Here is a 20,723-nt window from a genome sequence, read left to right on the forward strand (position 1 = left end):
CGTCCTTTTGGAGGATTAATGTTTGAAGTGTCGTACATGAGTTAGAACCATGGAAATACCATATTTGTTTGCCATCGCAATGGATTCCTTGTCTTTAATGGATCCACCAGGCTGAATAATCGCAGTGATTCCCGCTTTTGCCGCAGCTTCGACCGTATCATCCATTGGGAAAAAGGCATCCGAGGCAAGTACGGCTCCTTTTGCTTTCTCGCCAGCTTGCTCTAGTGCAATTAAAGCGGAACCGATTCGATTCATTTGTCCTGCACCAATTCCAAGTGTTTGTTTATCAGATCCTACTACTATCGCATTGGATTTGACATGTTTCACAATTTTCCACTGAGCAATTAAAGCTTTCATTTCCGCTTCTGTAGGTTGTTTTTCCGTTACTACTTCATAACTCGCTGTATCTTCTATAACAGAATCGCTCGCTTGAATAAGAAGTCCACCATTTACAGATGTTTTCTCGAAACCTTTTACGGAACCGGCAAACGGAACAGTTAACAAGCGAATATTTTTCTTTTTCGCTAAAATGGCAAACGCTTCTTCAGAGAAACTTGGCGCAATAATAATTTCTAAGAAAATTTTGCTCATATGTTCGGCTGTTTTCGCATCCACTTCTTTATTTAAGGCAACAATCCCTCCAAAAATAGACGTTTCATCCGCTTCATAAGCTTTCAAATAAGCTTCTTCGATATTTTCTCCAACACCAACGCCGCACGGATTCATATGTTTTACTGCAACCGCGACCGGCTCTGTAAATTCACTTGCAATTTTAAGTGCTGCATCTGCATCGCGAATATTGTTGTAAGATAACTCTTTACCGTGCAACTGTTTCGCGGAACTAATTGAATTTTCTACCGTGCCAGGTTCTGTATAAAAAGCGGCATCTTGGTGAGGATTTTCACCATAACGCAAAACTTGTTTTCGATTGTAAGTTAATGTTACTTTTTCTGGGAAAGTTTCTCCAGTGATGTTCGTTAAGTATTCTGCAATTAAAGCATCATAGGCCGCTGTGTGCCGAAAAACTTTCGCAGCTAGACGTTGGCGCGTTTCAAAAGTAGTTGCACTGTGTTCTTCTAGTTCTGTAAGTACCGTATCGTAATCCACTGTATCAACTACAACAGTTACCGCTGCATAATTTTTCGCAGCTGAGCGTAACATCGAAGGTCCGCCAATATCAATATTTTCAATCGCTTCTTCTAAAGTAACACCAGATTTTTGAATCGTTTCTTGGAAAGGATATAAATTTACAACGACTAAATCAATTGGCTTGATATCGTGTGCCGCAATAGCTTCCATATGTTCAGCTGTATCGCGTCTTGCCAGTAACCCACCATGAATTGCTGGATGAAGTGTTTTCACGCGACCATCAAGCATTTCTGGAAATTCAGTTACTTCTTCTATTCCCGTAACCGGTACGCCAGCTTGTTCAAATGCCGCTTTTGTTCCACCAGTCGAAATAATTTCTACTCCAAGTTCTACTAATTTTTCTGCAAATGGCACGATGCCGTTTTTATCTGACACACTAATAAGCGCTCTTTTCATGATAATTAATCGTTCCCTCCATTTTGAATTAATCCTCGAATCACTTTTGGATAAAAAATATGTTCTACTTGATGAATTTTTCCAGCTAAAGTATCTACAGTTTCCGCATGTTCAATCGGTACTTTCACTTGATCAATAATTGGTCCAGTATCCATTCCTGCATCCACAAAGTGCGCGGTGACACCAGTTTCTGAAACATTCGCTTGAATTGCTTGACCAATTGCATCTTTTCCTTTGAATTCAGGCAACAACGACGGGTGCAGGTTCACAATTTGCTCAGGGAATTCCGCTAATAAGGTTGGTCCAATCAAACGCATATATCCTGCTAGCACTAACAAATCAATTTCCAACCCGCGAAGTTCTAGTAAAATTTCTGTTTCAAAAGCTTCTTTATCCGGATAATTTTTCGCTTCAAAAAGAAAAACTGGAATATCATGTTTGTTTGCCCGCTCTAAAACATAAGCATTCGGTTTATCACATACCAGTAATTTCACATGAGGCTTAATAAACGCATCATCCACTAAAGCTTGAAAATTCGAACCGTTACCCGAAGCAAAAATGGCTATATTCATCCTTTTGTTCCTCCTGTGAACATAACCGCATCATTTTCACGTGTCGTAACTTCGCCAATAACATAAGCCGCTTCTCCGTTTTGAACGAGTACTTCTAATGTTCTTTCCACATCCGCTTTCGCAACTGCCAACACCATACCAATACCCATATTGAAAATTTCATACATTTCCATTTCGTTTAATTGGCCGTATTTCTTCATAATGTCAAAAATCGGCAACACTGGCCATGAACCTAGCTCCACTTTCACAGCTAAATCATTCGTTAACATCCGTGGTAAATTCTCTACAAATCCGCCACCCGTCACATGCGTAATTCCGTGCACATCTACCTCTTTCAACACTTCTAAAACTGGTTTGACATAAATACGTGTTGGTTTAAGTAGCTCTTCCACAAGTGGCACATCTAGTTCACCAATTTCTGCATCGAGTGTCAATTCGTTATCTTTAAAGAAAATTTTGCGCACTAGGGAGTAACCATTACTATGAATCCCGCTAGATGGAATTCCAATGAGTGTATCTCCTTCTTTGACTGCGCCTTCTGTAATTAGTTTCTGTTTCTCTACAGCCCCAACAGTAAAACCTGCTAAATCATAATCGTCTGCCCCGTACATATCGGGCATTTCAGCAGTTTCGCCGCCAATTAAAGCCGCACCAGCTTGTTCACAGCCGTCAGCCACACCTTTAACAATTTGTTCCATTTTCACTGGATCTGTTTTTCCAGTAGCGATATAATCTAAGAAAAATAATGGCTCGGCACCTTGAGCTAAAATGTCATTCACGCACATTGCCACGCAGTCAATCCCGATGGTATCATGTTTATCTGCTTCAATAGCCAAAAGTAATTTTGTCCCAACACCATCTGTACCAGAAACAAGGACAGGCTCTTTTAAATTCAAGCTACTTAAATCAAACATTCCACCAAAAGAACCAAGTGCCCCCATCGCGCCTATTCGTTCTGTTCTAGCCACATGTTTTTTGATGCGTTCCACTACTTGATAGCCAGCTTCTACGTCCACTCCTGCTTTACTATATGCATTTTCTGCCATTCGATTTGTCACTCCTCATTATTTTTCTGCTTCTAAGCTCGCTAAATATTCCGCTTCATAATCGTATAAAGGGGTTGGATAATCGCCGTTAAAATAAGCCATACAAAGTCCCCCATAAGGTTCGTTCGGATAAGGTCTACCAATCGAATCTACTAAACCCTCTTCACTCAAATACTCTAAAGAATCAGCCCCAATAATCCGACAAATTTCATCGACAGAATAATTAGATGCGATTAATTCATTTCGCGTTTGAATATCAATACCGTAAAAACAAGGGTAAGCAAGTGGCGGTGAAGCTATTCTCACATGAACTTCCGCTGCTCCCGCTTCCCGCAAAAGTTGCACAATACGTTTACTCGTCGTCCCGCGCACAATCGAATCATCAATCATGACAACACGTTTCCCTTCCACAACCCCACGCACCGCAGAGAGCTTCATTCTAACACCTTGCTCTCTAAGTTCTTGCGATGGTTGGATAAAGGTTCTTGCCACATATCTATTTTTGATGAGACCAAGCTCATAAGGAAGACCAGCTTCTTCGGCATAACCAATTGCCGCAGAAATACTAGAATCCGGCACACCAGTCACAACGTCTGCATCAATAAATGCTTCTTTTGCTAACCGTTTCCCGGAACGTTTTCTTGCCGAGTGTACATTAATTCCAGCAATATTAGAGTCTGGTCGCGCAAAATAAATATATTCCATGCTACAAATCGAATGTGTCACATTCTCCGTGAACTTTTCAATCCGAAGTCCGTCATCATTAATAATAATTAGTTCGCCTGGCTCCACGTCTCGAACAAATTCAGCGCCAACCGTTTCAAAAGCACATGTTTCTGAAGCAACTACGTAAGAATCACCAATGCGACCAATCGAAAGCGGTCTAAAACCATTCGGATCAAGTGCAGCATACATTGTATCTTCCGTAAGCAGCATATAAGCAAAGCCTCCCTTAACTTTGTTTAAAGCCACTTTTAAATCTTCTACAAAGTCACCCGTATGGCTACGTTTAATTAAATGCGCTAATACTTCTGTGTCTGAGCTCGTTTGGAAAATAGCGCCTTCTTCTTCTAGTTCACGGCGTAAACTTTTGGCATTAACCAAATTCCCGTTATGTGCAAGTGCTAAAGAAGAACTATGAAAGTGAAATAAAAATGGTTGTACATTGCCTAAGTTTTTTTGACCAGCTGTCGCGTATCGAACGTGGCCAATGGCTGCTTTACCTTTTAAATCATCTAATTCACCATGTTTAAATACGTCTGCTAAAAGTCCGAGATTTCGGTGACCTTTTAGCGTTTCTCCGTCTGTGGAAACAATTCCGGCACCTTCTTGACCGCGGTGTTGTAAACTATGCAACCCATAATAGGTAATTTCCGCTGCATTAGGATGATCCCAAATACCAAAAATACCACATTCTTCGTTAAGTCCTTTTACTTCAGCAAGCATGGAATAGCCCCTTCCCAAATGGATCGTAATTCCGTTGTTTTCACTGTTACTAGGTCTTCCTTATGTTTCACACGAATCGTTTCATCTGCAGTAACTACACCAAGTCGGTATACTTTTTCCAGTTCCATTAATTGCGCAAAAGCTGCTTCGTTTTCCGGTTTTACCGATACTAAGAAACGTGATTGCGATTCACTGAAAAGCTGACTTAGCGCAAATGGTACTTCTACATCCGCACCAAGTCCTGCTTTAAAAGTCGCTTCCGCAAGCGCAACACCAAATCCGCCTTCTGCCAAATCATGACTAGAAGCAACTAGACCTTCCTGAATCGCAGTTAGAAGTAATTGTTGGTATTTTTTCTCTGTCACTAAATCTAATTCCGGCGCGCGTCCGCTAATTTTCCCTTGTTGAATTTTCTGCAACTCCGAACCACTATATTCAGCTTTTGTTTCACCGATTAAGAAAATCACATCGCCACTAGCTTTAAAATCTTGTGTTGTAATATGCGCCAAATCTTCTACTAAACCAACCATTCCAATGACTGGCGTTGGATAAATACCGGTACCATCTGTTTCATTATAAAGTGATACATTCCCAGAGATGACAGGCGTATCAAGTTCTAAACAAGCTGCGCTAATACCATCTGCCGCTTTTTCAATTTCCCAAAATATTTCTGGTTTTTCTGGATTTCCGAAGTTAAGTCCATCTGTAATCGCTAGTGGTTTTCCGCCAGAACATACGATATTGCGCGCCGCTTCCGCAACCGCTATCGCTCCGCCCACTTCAGGATCAAGATACAAATAACGCGAGTTACAATCTGTCGTCATCGCAATTGCCTTCTCTGTTCCACGCACACGAACAATTGCCGCATCCGACCCAGGCACAACCGCTGTATCCGTCCGTACTTGGTAATCATATTGCTCATAAATATGGCGCTTACTTGCAATCGTTGGCTGAGCAAGCAGTTCCTTCCAAACTCCCACCACGTCGTCAATAACTGGCACAAATGCTTCCTCTTCTTGGAAAGCTTGATAACGAGCTGGTTCTTTCGAAGGCTTATGATAAACTGGAGCGTCTTCCGCAAGTGCATCAACTGGTACGTTTGCAACCACTTCCCCGTGATGAATGATTTTGTACATTTTATCATCCGTTACTTGGCCTATAACGACAGCCTCTAAACCATAACGTTCAAATAACGCTTGGATTTCTTCCACATGCCCTTTTTTCACACATAGAAGCATTCGTTCTTGAGATTCAGAAAGCAACATTTCATAAGGCGTCATGTGTAGTTCCCGTTGCGGCACATCATCCATAATTAATTCTAGCCCAGCGCCCGCTTTTGACGCCATTTCGGAACTCGAGCTAACAAGACCAGCAGCCCCCATATCTTGAATTCCCACTAAAATATCTGAATGATCACGAATCACATCTAAACATGCTTCAAGCAACAATTTCTCCATAAAAGGATCGCCCACCTGTACAGCAGAACGTTGTTGTTCGCCTTCTTCACTAAACTCTACAGAAGCAAAAGTAGCACCATGAATCCCGTCACGACCAGTTTTAGCACCAACGTACATCACCGGGTTGCCAATTCCTTTTGCTTGGCCTTTTTGAATATCTTTCGCTTCGATTAAACCAACGCACATCGCGTTGACTAGCGGATTTTTCGTATAACAAGAATCAAATTGGATTTCGCCACCAACTGTTGGAATCCCAATGGAGTTACCGTATCCTGCGATTCCAGCAACGACTTCACTCACCAAGTATTTCGCATGTGGTGTATCTAATTCGCCGAAGCGAAGCGAGTTAAGCATCGCAATCGGTCTAGCTCCCATCGAGAACACATCGCGAATAATTCCACCAACCCCAGTTGCAGCCCCTTGATACGGCTCCACATAGGATGGATGATTATGACTCTCCACTTTAAATGCAACACCTAGACCATCGCCAATATCGACAATCCCAGCACCTTCACCCGGTCCTTGCAATACTTGTTTTCCTTCTGTCGGAAATTTTCGAAGCACTGGTTTTGAGTTTTTATAGCTACAATGTTCGGACCACATAACGGAGAAAAGTCCAGTTTCTGTATAATTAGGCTCGCGTCCAAGAATCGAACAAACAAGATCATATTCACTATCAGTTAAGCCCATTTCTTGATAAATCCTTTGTTCTTTAATTTCTTTTGTCGTTGGCTCCATGTTAGGCATTTACTTGTTCCTCCTTCCAAGCTTTTACAACGGACTCGAAAAGTCTTAAACCATCTGTCCCACCAATAATTTCTTCTACCGCACGTTCTGGGTGCGGCATCATCCCAAGCACATTACCTCGTTCATTTACAATACCTGCAATATCCGCACGGCTGCCATTCGGATTAACGCTATCATATGTAAAAACAATTTGGTTATTTTCTTTTAGTTTTAAAAGTGTTTCGTCGTCACAGTAATAGTTACCTTCTCCGTGAGCAACGGGAACTTGGATAATTTCGCCTTCTTCATAAAGTTCCGTAAACATCGTACTCGCATTTGCCACACGAAGCGGCACTGTTTTACAAATAAAATGCAGATTATTATTTCTAATTAAAGCACCCGGCAGCAAACCAATTTCCGTTAGAATTTGAAATCCGTTACACACACCAAGCACTGGTTTTCCCATTTCAGCAAAGCGCAAAACTTCTGGCATAATACTTGAAAATTTTGCAATCGCACCAGTTCGCAAGTAGTCTCCGTAAGAAAATCCACCTGGAAGTAATACCGCGTCAAAGCCTGCAAGACTTGTTTCCGCATGCCATATATATTCCGCCTCCTCGCCAAGAGAATCGCGAATCGCATGTAGCATATCAAGATCACAATTAGAACCTGGGAACTGAATGACAGCAAATTTCATCGTTTAAGCCTCCTCAATTTCATATCGGTAATCTTCCATCACCGGATTTGTTAGCAGTTTGTCACACATTTCATTTAACACTTCATGAATATCTCTATCCGACTTCGCTACTTTAAGTTCCATAAATTTACCAATACGAACATCTTCTACTTCCTCGTAACCCATGCTTTTCGCTGCATCTTTTACTGCAACCCCTTGCGGATCTAATACGCTTTTCTTTAAAGTGACATAAACTTTGACATTATACATTTTGTGGCCTCCTAGTTTTGAACTTGCTTTAATCTATTCAATACTTCTGTATACACATCTGTTAAATTGCCAATATTCCGACGAAAGACATCCTTATCGAGCTTTTGATTTGTTTCCTTGTCCCAAAGTCTACATGTATCAGGCGAAATCTCATCTGCTAGCAAAATTTCTCCAGCCGCGTCCCGACCAAATTCTAATTTAAAATCGATCAGCGTAATATTCATTTGATTGAATAATTCTTGTAGCACCTTATTAATCGAACGAGCCGCCTGACGAATCGTATCCATCTCACTCGTTGTCGCAACCTCTAAATAAAGCACATGGTCATCATTAATAAACGGGTCATCTAGCGCATCATCTTTATAGTAAAATTCTACTATCGCATTCGGAATTGGCTCGCCTTCTTCTTTTCCAAGCCGTTTCGCAAGACTCCCAGCCATCACATTACGAACAACCACTTCAAGTGGAATAATTGATACCTCTTTCACCAATTGTTCCGTTTCCGAAATCGCCCGAATAAAATGACTCTCTATTCCCGCTTCCGCCAAATGAGAAAAAATAAGCGATGTAATTTGGTTATTAAGCTCACCCTTCCCAGCAAAAGATTCCTTTCGTACTCCATTTAGCGCTGTCGCATCGTCCTTATAAGCAACACGCAAGACACCAGCTTCTTCTGTTTTAAAAAGTCGTTTTGCCTTACCTTCATAAACCAGTTCATTAGTCACGATAATTTATCTCCTTATAAAGTACTTAACCTCTTTGAAAAAATAAATATCAAAGAGGTTAGATTGTATTCTGCCCGTAATTATAATCCTAAACGATCAAAAATTAAGTCGACATTCTTCAGGTGATAGTTGTAATCAAAGCAATCTGCAATTTCATCCGCAGATAAGTTTTCAGTAATTATTGCATCTTGTTCTACTAATTCACGGAAAGGTACTTGTTTTTCCCAAGCTTCCATTGCTCTTGGTTGCACGACATCATACGCCGCTTCACGAGCTAAACCTTTATCAATAAGCGCAAGTAATACACGCTGTGAATAAATAAGTCCAAGTGTTCTGTCCATATTGCGTTTCATATTTTCTGGGAACACCGTCAAGTTTTTCACGATATTTCCAAAACGATTCAAAATATAATCTAATAAAATAGTAGAATCTGGTAAAATAATTCGTTCCGCTGAACTATGAGAAATATCACGTTCATGCCAAAGTGGTACATTTTCATAAGCAGTAACCATATGACCGCGAATAACGCGCGCTAATCCAGTTACATTTTCAGAACCAATTGGATTACGTTTATGCGGCATTGCAGATGAACCTTTTTGTCCTTTTGCAAAGAATTCTTCTACTTCACGCACTTCACTTTTTTGCAGTGCACGTACTTCTACCGCAAATTTTTCTACAGAAGTTGCAATTAATGCAAGTGTTGCCAAATATTCTGCATGGCGATCGCGTTGCAACGTTTGTGTAGAAATCGGCGCAGGAGTTGTTCCTAATTTTTCACATACGTAAGACTCCACAAAAGGATCAATATTCGCATACGTCCCGACCGCACCAGAGATTTTCCCGAATTCCACACCATCAGCTGCAAAATTAAAACGTTCTAAGTTACGTTTCATTTCCTCGTACCATAGAGCAAGCTTCAACCCAAAAGTAGTAGGTTCCGCGTGAACACCATGTGTACGTCCCATAGTTACAGTATATTTATGTTCTTTTGCTTTTTCGCCAATAATCGCAATGAAATTTTCCAAATCCTTGCGCAAAATCTCATTCGCTTGTTTAAGTAAATAAGAATTCGCTGTATCCACTACGTCTGTTGAAGTTAAGCCATAATGAACCCATTTACGTTCCGCACCAAGCGACTCAGAAACTGAACGAGTAAATGCCACAACATCATGTCTCGTTTCTAGTTCAATCTCATGAATCCGATCCACATCAAACTTCGCATTAGCACGGATCTTCGCAACGTCTTCTTTCGGAATATCACCAAGCTCTGCCCAAGCTTCACAAGCCAAAATCTCCACTTCTAGCCAAGCCTGATAACGATTTTGTTCTGTCCAAATGTTGCCCATTTCTTTACGAGTATAACGTTCTAACATTCTTTTAAATTCCTCCAGTTACTTCCAAATTTGCGTTTCTTCTAAATCTTGTATAACCGCTTTTGGTTCATCAGCCAGCACAGTGACATGTCCCATTTTGCGATTGATTTTCGCTTCTTTTTTGCCATAATAATGTACAAACCAATGTGGATAATTCACCATTTGTTTATTCACAGCATCAACATGTTGCCCTAAAATATTAATCATTACGGCGGGTTTTAAAAGTTCTGGTTTTACGAGTGGTAATCCAACAATCGCTCGAATATGCTGCGTAAACTGAGAAATCGAACAAGCTTCAATTGTAAAATGTCCGGAGTTATGCGGTCTTGGGGCAAGTTCATTTACATAAATAGCGCCTGATTTTGTCACAAACATTTCTACTGCTAAAACACCACATAATTGAAGTACTTCTGCTAACTTTCTCGCAATTTCTTCCGCTTCCTCGTAAACGTCAGCCGCCACATCTGCTGGAACCATAGTCGTATGCAAAATATTATTTACATGTACATTTTCTGCAACTGGAAAAGTTTCTATTTGCCCATCTAAATTACGAGCGACAACCACAGAAATCTCTTTTTCAAAAGGAATCCAAGCTTCTAGTACACAAGAGCCGTAACGCAATAATCTCGCTGCTGTTTCGATATCCCTCGCATCATGAATAACCACTTGGCCTTTCCCGTCGTATCCACCTTGTGCCGTTTTTAAAACAGCAGGATATCCAATACTTTTAATTTCATTTTCGATTTCATCTTGTTCCACTATAACCGCATATGGCGCAATGTTAATATTAGCTGATTCCAGATAAGCTTTTTCCAAAATCCTATCCTGTGTAATCGAAAGCAATTCCGATCCTTGTGGGACAGATACTAAGTTTTGCGTCATTTTCAAAGCATCATAGTCGATATTTTCAAATTCATATGTAACTACATCTGCTTTTTCGGAAAGTTCGCGTAAGGCTACTTTATCATCATAGTCAGCGATAATTTGCTCATCACTTAATTGAGCAGCTGGACAATCAGCGGTAGGATCGAGAACAATAATACGATACCCCATCGCTTTCGCCGCAAGAGCTAGCATACGACCAAGTTGTCCGCCACCAATGATACCAATAGTACTATTTGTCAGTAAAAATTTTTTATCCAAGATAATCACTACTTTCTAGAACTGTTTCTTCTAGTGTAGCACGTCTTTTTTGTAATCTGTTAGTAATTGCATCGTCTGTTATGGATAAAATTTGTGCGGCTAGAAGTCCAGCATTTACAGCACCACTTTCTCCAATAGCAACTGTCGCTACCGGAACACCTCCAGGCATCTGCACAATAGAAAGTAATGAATCCATTCCATTCAACGCTTTTGATTTAATTGGCACACCAATAACAGGCAAAGTCGTCTTTGCCGCAACCATACCTGGCAAATGCGCTGCGCCCCCAGCACCAGCAATAATAATTTTCAAACCACGTTCCCGCGCTTGTTCTGCATATTGAAACATTAAATCTGGTGTACGATGAGCAGAAACCACTTTTTTCTCATAAGCTATTTCTAATTCATCTAATACATCACATGCTTTTTTCATTGTATCCCAATCTGAGGTACTCCCCATAATGACACCAATTACAGCAGGCATTACGTGATCAACTCCTTAATAATCTCTTTTCGACTCCTTCATTCTAACAATAGGTACGATAAATGTCAACGAAAAATCGAACATTTAATTGTTACATTTTATTAACGTTCGTGTTTAGGGTATATTTGTTCTTTTTACTAGCATTATGTATCCATTTTCACTAAATAAATAAAAAAAGAAGCTACCATCATAGGTAAGCTTCTCTTCATTTCCGAACTTGTTTAACCCAAAAACCACCGTGAATTTGTTTTGGCTCAGAGGAAACAATGAATGCACCATTATCAATTTCAATAATGTGTTTATATAATTTCCGCTCATTCTTTCTTTGGGTCAAAATTTCAAGCATCATCCGTTCACCATCACGACCACTTGCAAGCCAACTAGTAACCCCATATCCTAGATCTCGAATTTGATTTGGTAAGTCTAAATTATATTCTTTCGTAATAACATTCACTGTAATATAACCTAAAGCAATTCGCTCTTCAATTTTCATACCGACGATAATTCCCACGCCAAACCCAACAGCATACGCTAAAACATTGGCAATATTATTTAAATTATCCAAAACCAAACTAAGGGCAACTACATAGATAATCATTTCAAACACACTTGAAAGTGCAGCTAAGTAACGATAACCTTTCATCGTTAAAAGTAACCTCACCGTATAAATCGTCACATACAAAATATTTACAATAAAAATAGTAACCACTATAAATATACCGTTATCCACTAAAATAACCCCTCCACCTAAAAACTACATTCCACTGAGTCTTTTACTAATATAACATCCATTTAGATAGCTGACAAAAGAAACACTTCAACAAAAAAAGCCCTAAATAATTAGGACTTTTCAAATTGCCCGGCAGCGACCTACTCTCGCAGGGGGAAGCCCCCAACTACCATTGGCGCAGAGAAGCTTAACTACCGTGTTCGGGATGGGAACGGGTGTGACCTTCTCGCCATAACTACCAGACAATATTGAATTGTTGAAAGATTGCTCTCTCAAAACTAGAGAAGAAAGGGTTCAGTTAGGTAACTTCGTTTCATTTTTTGGTTAAGTCCTCGATCGATTAGTATTTGTCCGCTCCATGTATCGCTACACTTCCACTCCAAACCTATCTACCTGATCATCTTTCAGGGATCTTACTTTCCGAAGAAATGGGAAATCTCATCTTGAGGGGGGCTTCACGCTTAGATGCTTTCAGCGTTTATCCCTGCCACACATAGCTACCCAGCGATGCTCCTGGCGGAACAACTGGTACACCAGCGGTGTGTCCATCCCGGTCCTCTCGTACTAAGGACAGCTCCTCTCAAATTTCCTGCGCCCGCGACGGATAGGGACCGAACTGTCTCACGACGTTCTGAACCCAGCTCGCGTGCCGCTTTAATGGGCGAACAGCCCAACCCTTGGGACCGACTACAGCCCCAGGATGCGACGAGCCGACATCGAGGTGCCAAACCTCCCCGTCGATGTGGACTCTTGGGGGAGATAAGCCTGTTATCCCCGGGGTAGCTTTTATCCGTTGAGCGATGGCCCTTCCATGCGGAACCACCGGATCACTAAGCCCGACTTTCGTCCCTGCTCGACTTGTCAGTCTCGCAGTCAAGCTCCCTTGTGCCTTTACACTCTGCGAATGATTTCCATCCATTCTGAGGGAACCTTTGGGCGCCTCCGTTACTCTTTAGGAGGCGACCGCCCCAGTCAAACTGCCCACCTGACACTGTCTCCCCACGCGCTAAGCGTGGCGGGTTAGAATGGTCATACAGCCAGGGTAGTATCCCACCATTGCCTCCTCGTATGCTAGCGCACACGTCTCTTCGGCTCCTACCTATCCTGTACAAGCGGTACAAACATTCCATATCAGGTTGCAGTAAAGCTCCACGGGGTCTTTCCGTCCTGTCGCGGGTAACCTGCATCTTCACAGGTACTATAATTTCACCGAGTCTCTCGTTGAGACAGTGCCCAGATCGTTGCGCCTTTCGTGCGGGTCGGAACTTACCCGACAAGGAATTTCGCTACCTTAGGACCGTTATAGTTACGGCCGCCGTTTACTGGGGCTTCAATTCGTACCTTCGCCGAAGCTAAGCACTCCTCTTAACCTTCCAGCACCGGGCAGGCGTCAGCCCCTATACGTCACCTTACGGTTTTGCAGAGACCTGTGTTTTTGCTAAACAGTCGCCTGGGCCTATTCACTGCGGCTCTCTCGGGCTTGCACCCTAATAGAGCACCCCTTCTCCCGAAGTTACGGGGTCATTTTGCCGAGTTCCTTAACGAGAGTTCTCTCGCTCACCTTAGGATTCTCTCCTCATCTACCTGTGTCGGTTTGCGGTACGGGCAGTACTACTCTTCCTAGAGGCTTTTCTTGACAGCGTGAAATCAGGAACTTCCGTACTTAATTTCCTTCCCCATCACAGCTCATGCTTCGCGAGAAGCGGATTTGCCTACTTCTCACACTCACTGCTTGGACGCACATTTCCATTCGTGCGATTCCCTATCCTTCTGTGTCACCCCATCGGTTAAACAATTAGCACTGGTACAGGAATCTCTACCTGTTGTCCATCGCCTACGCCTATCGGCCTCGGCTTAGGTCCCGACTAACCCTGAGCGGACGAGCCTTCCTCAGGAAACCTTAGATATTCGGTGGAAGGGATTCTCACCCTTCTTTCGCTACTCATACCGGCATTCTCACTTCTAAGCGCTCCACCAGTCCTTCCGGTCTGACTTCACCGCCCTTAGAACGCTCTCCTACCACGAACCTCTAAAGAGGTTCATCCACAGTTTCGGTAATATGTTTAGCCCCGGTACATTTTCGGCGCGGGGTCACTCGACCAGTGAGCTATTACGCACTCTTTCAATGGTGGCTGCTTCTAAGCCAACATCCTGGTTGTCTAAGCAACCCCACATCCTTTTCCACTTAACATATATTTGGGGACCTTAACTGGTGGTCTGGGCTGTTTCCCTTTCGACTACGGATCTTATCACTCGCAGTCTGACTCCCGAGTATAAGTACATGGCATTCGGAGTTTATCTGAATTCGGTAACCCGAGAAGGGCCCCTAGTCCAAACAGTGCTCTACCTCCATGACTCTTTACCTCGAGGCTAGCCCTAAAGCTATTTCGGAGAGAACCAGCTATCTCCAAGTTCGATTGGAATTTCTCCGCTACCCACACCTCATCCCCGCACTTTTCAACGTGCGTGGGTTCGGACCTCCAGTAAGTATTACCTTACCTTCATCCTGGACATGGGTAGATCACCTGGTTTCGGGTCTACGACCTGTTACTTATGCGCCCTATTCAGACTCGCTTTCGCTACGGCTCCGCTTTTTCCGCTTAACCTTGCAACAAATCGTAACTCGCCGGTTCATTCTACAAAAGGCACGCTATCACCCATTAACGGGCTCTAACTACTTGTAGGCACACGGTTTCAGGAACTGTTTCACTCCCCTTCCGGGGTGCTTTTCACCTTTCCCTCACGGTACTGGTTCACTATCGGTCACTAGGGAGTATTTAGCCTTGGGAGATGGTCCTCCCGGATTCCGACGGAATTTCACGTGTTCCGCCGTACTCAGGATCCACTCTGGAGGGAAAGCTATTTCAACTACCGGGCTGTTACCGTCTTTGGCGGGCCTTTCCAGACCGCTTCATTTATAACTTTCTTTTGTAACTCCGTATAGAGTGTCCTACAACCCCAAGAAGCAAGCTTCTTGGTTTGGGCTCTTTCCGTTTCGCTCGCCGCTACTCAGGAAATCGATTTTTCTTTCTCTTCCTCCAGGTACTTAGATGTTTCAGTTCCCTGGGTCTGCCTTCCTCACGCTATGTATTCACGTAAGGATACTATCCGACTAAAGATAGTGGGTTCCCCCATTCGGAAATCTCTGGATCAACGCTTACGTACAGCTCCCCAAAGCATATCGGTGTTAGTCCCGTCCTTCTTCGGCTCCTAGTGCCAAGGCATCCACCGTGCGCCCTTTCTAACTTAACCAATTTACTTCTACGAAGTAAAGGTTGTTTTTCTGATTTTCCGTATCAGCGATGATACATCCAATCAGATGAAAGATTCACTTTCAGATGATTCTCGGTTACTTGTGTCATAAATAATAAATTATCTATGCTAACTTTACTAACTTTCTTATCTAGTTTTCAAAGAACAAACATACTGAGAAGTACTAACCTCTCAAAACTGAACAAATAGAGAAGAACGAAAACTCACAGGTTTCCTTTTCCTTAGAAAGGAGGTGATCCAGCCGCACCTTCCGATACGGCTACCTTGTTACGACTTCACCCCAATTATCTGTCCCACCTTCGGCGGCTGGCTCCATAAAGGTTACCCTACCGACTTCGGGTGTTACAAACTCTCGTGGTGTGACGGGCGGTGTGTACAAGGCCCGGGAACGTATTCACCGTGGCATGCTGATCCACGATTACTAGCGATTCCGGCTTCATGTAGGCGAGTTGCAGCCTACAATCCGAACTGAGAATAGTTTTATGGGATTAGCTCCACCTCGCGGCTTCGCGACCCTTTGTACTATCCATTGTAGCACGTGTGTAGCCCAGGTCATAAGGGGCATGATGATTTGACGTCATCCCCACCTTCCTCCGGCTTGCACCGGCAGTCACTTTAGAGTGCCCAACTAAATGCTGGCAACTAAAATCAAGGGTTGCGCTCGTTGCGGGACTTAACCCAACATCTCACGACACGAGCTGACGACAACCATGCACCACCTGTCACTTTGTCCCCGAAGGGAAAGCTCTGTCTCCAGAGTGGTCAAAGGATGTCAAGACCTGGTAAGGTTCTTCGCGTTGCTTCGAATTAAACCACATGCTCCACCGCTTGTGCGGGCCCCCGTCAATTCCTTTGAGTTTCAACCTTGCGGTCGTACTCCCCAGGCGGAGTGCTTAATGCGTTAGCTGCAGCACTAAGGGGCGGAAACCCCCTAACACTTAGCACTCATCGTTTACGGCGTGGACTACCAGGGTATCTAATCCTGTTTGCTCCCCACGCTTTCGCGCCTCAGCGTCAGTTACAGACCAGAGAGTCGCCTTCGCCACTGGTGTTCCTCCACATATCTACGCATTTCACCGCTACACGTGGAATTCCACTCTCCTCTTCTGCACTCCAGTCTTCCAGTTTCCAATGACCCTCCCCGGTTAAGCCGGGGGCTTTCACATCAGACTTAAAAGACCGCCTGCGCGCGCTTTACGCCCAATAAATCCGGACAACGCTTGCCACCTACGTATTACCGCGGCTGCTGGCACGTAGTTAGCCGTGGCTTTCTGGTTAGATACCGTCAAGGGACAAGCAGTTACTCTTATCCTTGTTCTTCTCTAACAACAGTACTTTACGATCCGAAAACCTTCTTCATACACGCGGCGTTGCTCCGTCAGACTTTCGTCCATTGCGGAAGATTCCCTACTGCTGCCTCCCGTAGGAGTCTGGGCCGTGTCTCAGTCCCAGTGTGGCCGATCACCCTCTCAGGTCGGCTATGCATCGTTGCCTTGGTAGGCCATTACCCTACCAACTAGCTAATGCACCGCGGGCCCATCTGTAAGCGATAGCCGAAACCATCTTTCAAAAGCGTGGCATGCGCCACATTCTATCATTCGGTATTAGCCCCGGTTTCCCGGAGTTATCCCCAACTTACAGGCAGGTTGCCCACGTGTTACTCACCCGTCCGCCACTAACTTTGGAAGAGCAAGCTCTTCCTCCGTTCGTTCGACTTGCATGTATTAGGCACGCCGCCAGCGTTCGTCCTGAGCCAGGATCAAACTCTCTTTAAAATATAAATTGAATTTGAATACTTATTCAACACCGTGAATAAGATTCCTTGCGTCAAATTGACTTCGCTAGCAATTAAATTACTAGTTTGTTTTGTTGAAAACAGCTTTCTGTTTTCTGCCCTGCGATTACCAGTGAGACTTTACGTCTCATTGCTTTTCGTCTTCTTCTTTGTTCAGTTTTCAAAGGTCAGTTGCTTTGTTAACGCAACTTTTAAATCTTACCATAAAGTTCAAATCACGTCAACAACTATTTTTAAAATGTTTTTTGATGAATCAATTTGTATCAATTCAGCTTTATCATTATATAACAGCTTTATACTAAATACAAGCCTTTTAAGTTATATTTTTAATTCTTTCTCTAGTGCATGTATAAAATCCTGCATAATTTTTTGTTTTTCTCCTGCAAGTTCCCGACCAGTCTTTGTTTTTAGTTGCGTTTGAATTAAGAGTAATTTATCGTAAAAGTGTTGTAAAGTGGTATTTTCTGGGTGATCTCGATTAGCGATTTCTCTATTGTGTGCTCCTCCATAAGTAAATGTTCGAGCTATACCGATTGCACCAATTGCATCCAAACGGTCTGCATCTTGAACTATTTTTTCTTCTATTGTAGAAGCTTGGATAGGATTTTTTCCATTTTTAAAAGAAACTGCTTGGATAATTCGGATGATTTTACTGATTACATCTTCAGGTATTTCTTTTTCTCTCAGCCAAGTTGTGATTATTTCAGTTGCTTGTAATGGGTCTTCTGTTAGTTTGCTATCATTATAGTCGTGAAACAATGCTGCTAATTCGATTGCAAATTTGTCCCCACCTTCTGTTACTTGGATTTGTTTACTTAAATGCCAGACTCGTTTAATATGTTCCCAGTCGTGTCCAGTAGTTTCCTTTTCAAAATGAGACTGCATCCATTTTTGCGCGGCAATTATTATTTCTTCTTGCTTCATTAGTATTTGCTCCTTTTTTACGTTATTTTCATGTACAATAGTAGAAAATGGAAATGAGTATTCGATGTTTGCTTTTAAGAACGTTTATTTAAAGCGCGATAATAAAATGATTTTGTCGGATATTAATTGGGTGGTTAATGATAAGGAAAACTGGGCAATACTCGGACTTAACGGTTCTGGAAAAACAACTTTGTTGCAACTTTTAAATGGGTATCTTTGGCCTAGCAGTGGCAATCTTCAAGTACTTGGGCATATTTTTGGGAAGACCTCTTTGCCGGAGTTACGTAAATCGATTGGTTGGGTTAGTAATGCGCTTGACCATCAGCTGAAAGATTATGAGTTAAGCGAGCAAATTGTACTTAGTGGAAAATTTGCAAGTATTGGTATTTACGAAAAAATCACTACTGCGGAGATTGACCAAGCGAAAAAGCTGCTTACTGATTGTGGTGGTATCTCACTTATTGGAAAGCCGTATAAAATTTTATCGCAAGGTGAGCGTCAAATTGTTTTAATTGCACGTGCTTTAATGGCCAGTCCTAAGTTACTTATTTTAGATGAGCCTTGTAACGGGCTTGATTTATTTGCAAAGAATCGTTTGTTAGAAAGAATTAAGAAAATTGCAGAACTTCCTGAATCACCAACGATGCTCTTTGTTACGCATCATACGGAAGAAATTCTTCCCTGCTTCGATAATATCATTTTACTGCGTGACGGGGAAATAACTCATCACGGAAAAACAGAAAAACTTTTAACAGAGGAAGTCCTTCAAGATTTTTATCAAAAGCCGGTCGAATTAATTCGGATAAAAGATGGCTCCATTGCAGTCTATCCGAAGTAAGTGGTATAGTTAGAATACGAAAAATGCGTATGTAGAGGGGCGAAAAATTTTGTATGAAACGATGATTGCAAAAGCAGGTGTCCGTGAGCTTCTCGGGATGGATACTAGTCTGATTTATGGTTCATTTGCTTATGAAATGGAAGACGAATGGATGGATTTAACAGGGCTTTGGATTTCGAATGAGAATGCACTGATTTTTTACTTAGAAAATGAAGATGTCTATTTACTAAAGAAATTCGCTTATGAAATGATAGACAGTTTAGAACAAAAAGTGAGTATCCTTTCCATGACGAAAAAATTGATTTTACATCTTAATAATAAAGAAAGCTATACATTACTAGTAGCAAACGGCGAAGCTAAACTATTTGCTGCTAGGGTAAATGAGCGCATAGAAAAAGTGAGTCTAGGATGAACTAGACTCACTTTTTTATTATTCTTTTTCTTCAAACAAACGAGCCACTTCAATGATTACTTCTGTTGCTTTAACCATACTTTCTAATGCAACATATTCAAATTTACCGTGGAAGTTCTCTCCTCCACCAAAAATATTCGGCGTTGGTAGTCCTTTGTATGAAAGTTGAGCACCATCTGTCCCGCCGCGAATTGGACTGATTTTCGGTTCAATGTCTAGATTTCTCATCGCCGCACTGACGATATCCACAATTTCTTTTACTGGTTCGATTTTTTCGCGCATATTGTAATATTGATCGTTCAGTTTTAATTCTACCGATCCTTCGCCGTATTTTTCTTCTAACTCTTTAGCGATACTAGCAATATGTGTTTTTCTTTCCACAAATTTCAAGTGATCGAAGTCGCGGATAATATAGTAGGATCTGGCTTGTTCTACGTCGCCGTTTAGGGAGATTAAATGATAAAAGCCTTCGTAATCTTCTGTGTACTCTGGTGCTTCGTCTTTTGGAATACGCGCATCGAATTCCATCGCCATTTTAACAGCATTAACCATTTTGTTTTTGGCTGTACCAGGGTGAACACTATTACCTTTAAAAGTGATTTTGGCAGAAGCCGCGTTAAAACTTTCATATTCGAGTTCGCCAAGTGGGCCACCATCCATTGTATAAGCATATTTTGCGCCAAATGCTTCTACATCAAAACGTTCTGGGCCTCGGCCGATTTCTTCATCTGGTGTAAAAGCAATACGAATTTTACCGTGTTTGATTTCGGGATGGTTAATTAAATGGTTCATTGCCACCATAATTTCGGTAATGCCAGCTTTGTCGTCTGCGCCAAGTAGCGTTGTTCCGTCAGTTGTGATTAGTGTTTTCCCTTTGTACCCAGCTAGTTCTGGAAATTGTTTTGGTGAAAGCACTACATTTAAGTCTTTGTTTAGAATGATATCTTTACCATCATAATTTTCGTGAACTTGTGGTTGGACGTTTTTACCTGTTAAATCTGTTGCTGTATCTAAATGGGCTAAAAATCCGATTACTGGGACTTCTTTCGTTGAATTAGATGGAAGTGTTGCCATGACATAACCAAATTCGTCAACAGTGACTTCTTGCATTCCGATTTCTTTTAGTTCTGTAACGAGAATGTTTGCCAGTTCCATTTGACCTGGGGTTGTTGGACAAACTGTGCTTTCTTCATTCGATTGAGTATCTACTTTTACATATTTTGTAAATCGTTTTAATAGTTCTTCTTTCATTCCGACCACTCCCTTAAATTGATTCTTTTTCATTATAAAC

16 protein-coding genes and 3 rRNA genes are annotated in these 20,723 nt (G+C 42.1%); 2 read left to right on the forward strand and 17 right to left on the reverse strand.

Translation table 11 applies throughout. The features are described from left to right. Positions 1 to 15: 15 nt before the first annotated feature. The 16 genes from purH to CKV70_RS09160 all read right to left on the reverse strand — a co-directional run bounded on the left by purH (position 16) and on the right by CKV70_RS09160 (position 18,182). Positions 16 to 1,545 (reverse strand): bifunctional phosphoribosylaminoimidazolecarboxamide formyltransferase/IMP cyclohydrolase, encoded by a 1,530-nt coding sequence (gene purH, locus CKV70_RS09085; RefSeq protein WP_014600927.1) that lies wholly within the window; start codon positions 1,543 to 1,545, stop codon positions 16 to 18. A gap of 5 nt (positions 1,546 to 1,550) precedes the next feature. Next, positions 1,551 to 2,117, reverse strand: coding sequence for a phosphoribosylglycinamide formyltransferase (gene purN / locus CKV70_RS09090; protein WP_014600928.1), 567 nt, complete (start codon positions 2,115 to 2,117; stop codon positions 1,551 to 1,553). Then, entirely contained in the window at positions 2,114 to 3,163 is a 1,050-nt protein-coding gene (purM, locus tag CKV70_RS09095) for a phosphoribosylformylglycinamidine cyclo-ligase (protein ID WP_014600929.1), read from the reverse strand. Before purM ends, purN begins: the two co-directional genes overlap by 4 nt. Before the next feature lie 18 nt (positions 3,164 to 3,181). Then, positions 3,182 to 4,609 (reverse strand): amidophosphoribosyltransferase, encoded by a 1,428-nt coding sequence (purF, locus tag CKV70_RS09100; RefSeq protein WP_003722245.1) that lies wholly within the window; start codon positions 4,607 to 4,609, stop codon positions 3,182 to 3,184. Then, entirely contained in the window at positions 4,594 to 6,813 is a 2,220-nt protein-coding gene (gene purL, locus CKV70_RS09105) for a phosphoribosylformylglycinamidine synthase subunit PurL (RefSeq protein ID WP_014600930.1), read from the reverse strand. The genes purF and purL overlap by 16 nt, the downstream gene beginning before the upstream one ends. Beyond that, complete coding sequence (purQ, locus tag CKV70_RS09110) at positions 6,806 to 7,489, reverse strand: phosphoribosylformylglycinamidine synthase subunit PurQ (protein WP_003733240.1); 684 nt, start codon at positions 7,487 to 7,489, stop codon at positions 6,806 to 6,808. The genes purL and purQ overlap by 8 nt, the downstream gene beginning before the upstream one ends. Positions 7,490 to 7,492: 3 nt before the next feature. Next, positions 7,493 to 7,738: a phosphoribosylformylglycinamidine synthase subunit PurS gene (gene purS, locus CKV70_RS09115; protein WP_003722248.1), complete on the reverse strand. Its 246-nt coding sequence runs from the start codon at positions 7,736 to 7,738 to the stop codon at positions 7,493 to 7,495. Between the two features lie 11 nt (positions 7,739 to 7,749). Then, entirely contained in the window at positions 7,750 to 8,463 is a 714-nt protein-coding gene (gene purC / locus CKV70_RS09120) for a phosphoribosylaminoimidazolesuccinocarboxamide synthase (protein WP_003733239.1), read from the reverse strand. Positions 8,464 to 8,543: 80 nt separating this feature from the next. Next, positions 8,544 to 9,836, reverse strand: coding sequence for an adenylosuccinate lyase (gene purB / locus CKV70_RS09125; protein ID WP_014600931.1), 1,293 nt, complete (start codon positions 9,834 to 9,836; stop codon positions 8,544 to 8,546). An 18-nt stretch (positions 9,837 to 9,854) separates the two neighbouring features. Then, positions 9,855 to 10,979, reverse strand: a complete 1,125-nt coding sequence (gene purK, locus CKV70_RS09130; RefSeq protein WP_031695688.1) for a 5-(carboxyamino)imidazole ribonucleotide synthase — start codon at positions 10,977 to 10,979, stop codon at positions 9,855 to 9,857. Then, positions 10,972 to 11,460 carry a 5-(carboxyamino)imidazole ribonucleotide mutase gene (gene purE / locus CKV70_RS09135; RefSeq protein WP_003722253.1) on the reverse strand — a complete coding sequence of 163 codons (489 nt, stop codon included), beginning with the start codon at positions 11,458 to 11,460 and terminating at the stop codon, positions 10,972 to 10,974. Before purE ends, purK begins: the two co-directional genes overlap by 8 nt. 205 nt (positions 11,461 to 11,665) lie before the next feature. Then, positions 11,666 to 12,190 (reverse strand): DUF2179 domain-containing protein, encoded by a 525-nt coding sequence (locus CKV70_RS09140; protein WP_003722254.1) that lies wholly within the window; start codon positions 12,188 to 12,190, stop codon positions 11,666 to 11,668. Between the two features lie 127 nt (positions 12,191 to 12,317). Then, positions 12,318 to 12,433 (reverse strand): 5S ribosomal RNA (gene rrf / locus CKV70_RS09145). Positions 12,434 to 12,510: 77 nt separating this feature from the next. Next, positions 12,511 to 15,442: ribosomal RNA gene (locus tag CKV70_RS09150) — 23S ribosomal RNA — on the reverse strand. 246 nt (positions 15,443 to 15,688) lie between these two features. Continuing rightward, positions 15,689 to 17,238 (reverse strand): 16S ribosomal RNA (locus tag CKV70_RS09155). The 16S, 23S and 5S rRNA genes sit together here, the layout of an rRNA operon. A 338-nt stretch (positions 17,239 to 17,576) precedes the next feature. Then, positions 17,577 to 18,182: an HD domain-containing protein gene (locus CKV70_RS09160; protein WP_003723983.1), complete on the reverse strand. Its 606-nt coding sequence runs from the start codon at positions 18,180 to 18,182 to the stop codon at positions 17,577 to 17,579. A gap of 64 nt (positions 18,183 to 18,246) precedes the next feature. Here CKV70_RS09160 and CKV70_RS09165 point away from each other — a divergent pair, with 64 nt between their 5' ends. Together CKV70_RS09165 and CKV70_RS09170 are read left to right on the forward strand one after the other, a co-directional pair. Next, positions 18,247 to 19,020: an ABC transporter ATP-binding protein gene (locus CKV70_RS09165; RefSeq protein WP_014600933.1), complete on the forward strand. Its 774-nt coding sequence runs from the start codon at positions 18,247 to 18,249 to the stop codon at positions 19,018 to 19,020. A gap of 49 nt (positions 19,021 to 19,069) precedes the next feature. Then, positions 19,070 to 19,432, forward strand: a complete 363-nt coding sequence (locus CKV70_RS09170; protein ID WP_009925961.1) for a hypothetical protein — start codon at positions 19,070 to 19,072, stop codon at positions 19,430 to 19,432. 18 nt (positions 19,433 to 19,450) lie between these two features. On the opposite strand, the gene pepT is transcribed toward CKV70_RS09170, so the two are convergent. Next, on the reverse strand, positions 19,451 to 20,683 hold the full coding sequence (pepT, locus tag CKV70_RS09175) for a peptidase T (RefSeq protein ID WP_014600934.1): 1,233 nt from the start codon (positions 20,681 to 20,683) through the stop codon (positions 19,451 to 19,453). Positions 20,684 to 20,723 lie beyond the last annotated feature (40 nt).

Source organism: Listeria monocytogenes, from assembly GCF_900187225.1.
In the GTDB taxonomy this organism is placed as follows: Bacteria; Bacillota; Bacilli; order Lactobacillales; family Listeriaceae; genus Listeria; species Listeria monocytogenes.

Bases quoted from the DNA above. Each gene is read 5' to 3' on its own strand.
- purH (WP_014600927.1), bottom strand. From the start codon at position 1,545: ATGAAAAGAGCGCTTATTAGTGTGTCAGATAAAAACGGCATCGTGCCA.
- CKV70_RS09160 (WP_003723983.1), bottom strand. From the start codon at position 18,182: ATGAAGCAAGAAGAAATAATAATTGCCGCGCAAAAATGGATGCAGTCT.
- purQ (WP_003733240.1), bottom strand. From the start codon at position 7,489: ATGAAATTTGCTGTCATTCAGTTCCCAGGTTCTAATTGTGATCTTGAT.
- purN (WP_014600928.1), bottom strand. From the start codon at position 2,117: ATGAATATAGCCATTTTTGCTTCGGGTAACGGTTCGAATTTTCAAGCT.
- purE (WP_003722253.1), bottom strand. From the start codon at position 11,460: ATGCCTGCTGTAATTGGTGTCATTATGGGGAGTACCTCAGATTGGGAT.
- pepT (WP_014600934.1), bottom strand. From the start codon at position 20,683: ATGAAAGAAGAACTATTAAAACGATTTACAAAATATGTAAAAGTAGAT.
- purL (WP_014600930.1), bottom strand. From the start codon at position 6,813: ATGCCTAACATGGAGCCAACGACAAAAGAAATTAAAGAACAAAGGATT.
- purF (WP_003722245.1), bottom strand. From the start codon at position 4,609: ATGCTTGCTGAAGTAAAAGGACTTAACGAAGAATGTGGTATTTTTGGT.
- purS (WP_003722248.1), bottom strand. From the start codon at position 7,738: ATGTATAATGTCAAAGTTTATGTCACTTTAAAGAAAAGCGTATTAGAT.
- purB (WP_014600931.1), bottom strand. From the start codon at position 9,836: ATGTTAGAACGTTATACTCGTAAAGAAATGGGCAACATTTGGACAGAA.
- CKV70_RS09165 (WP_014600933.1), top strand. From the start codon at position 18,247: ATGTTTGCTTTTAAGAACGTTTATTTAAAGCGCGATAATAAAATGATT.
- purM (WP_014600929.1), bottom strand. From the start codon at position 3,163: ATGGCAGAAAATGCATATAGTAAAGCAGGAGTGGACGTAGAAGCTGGC.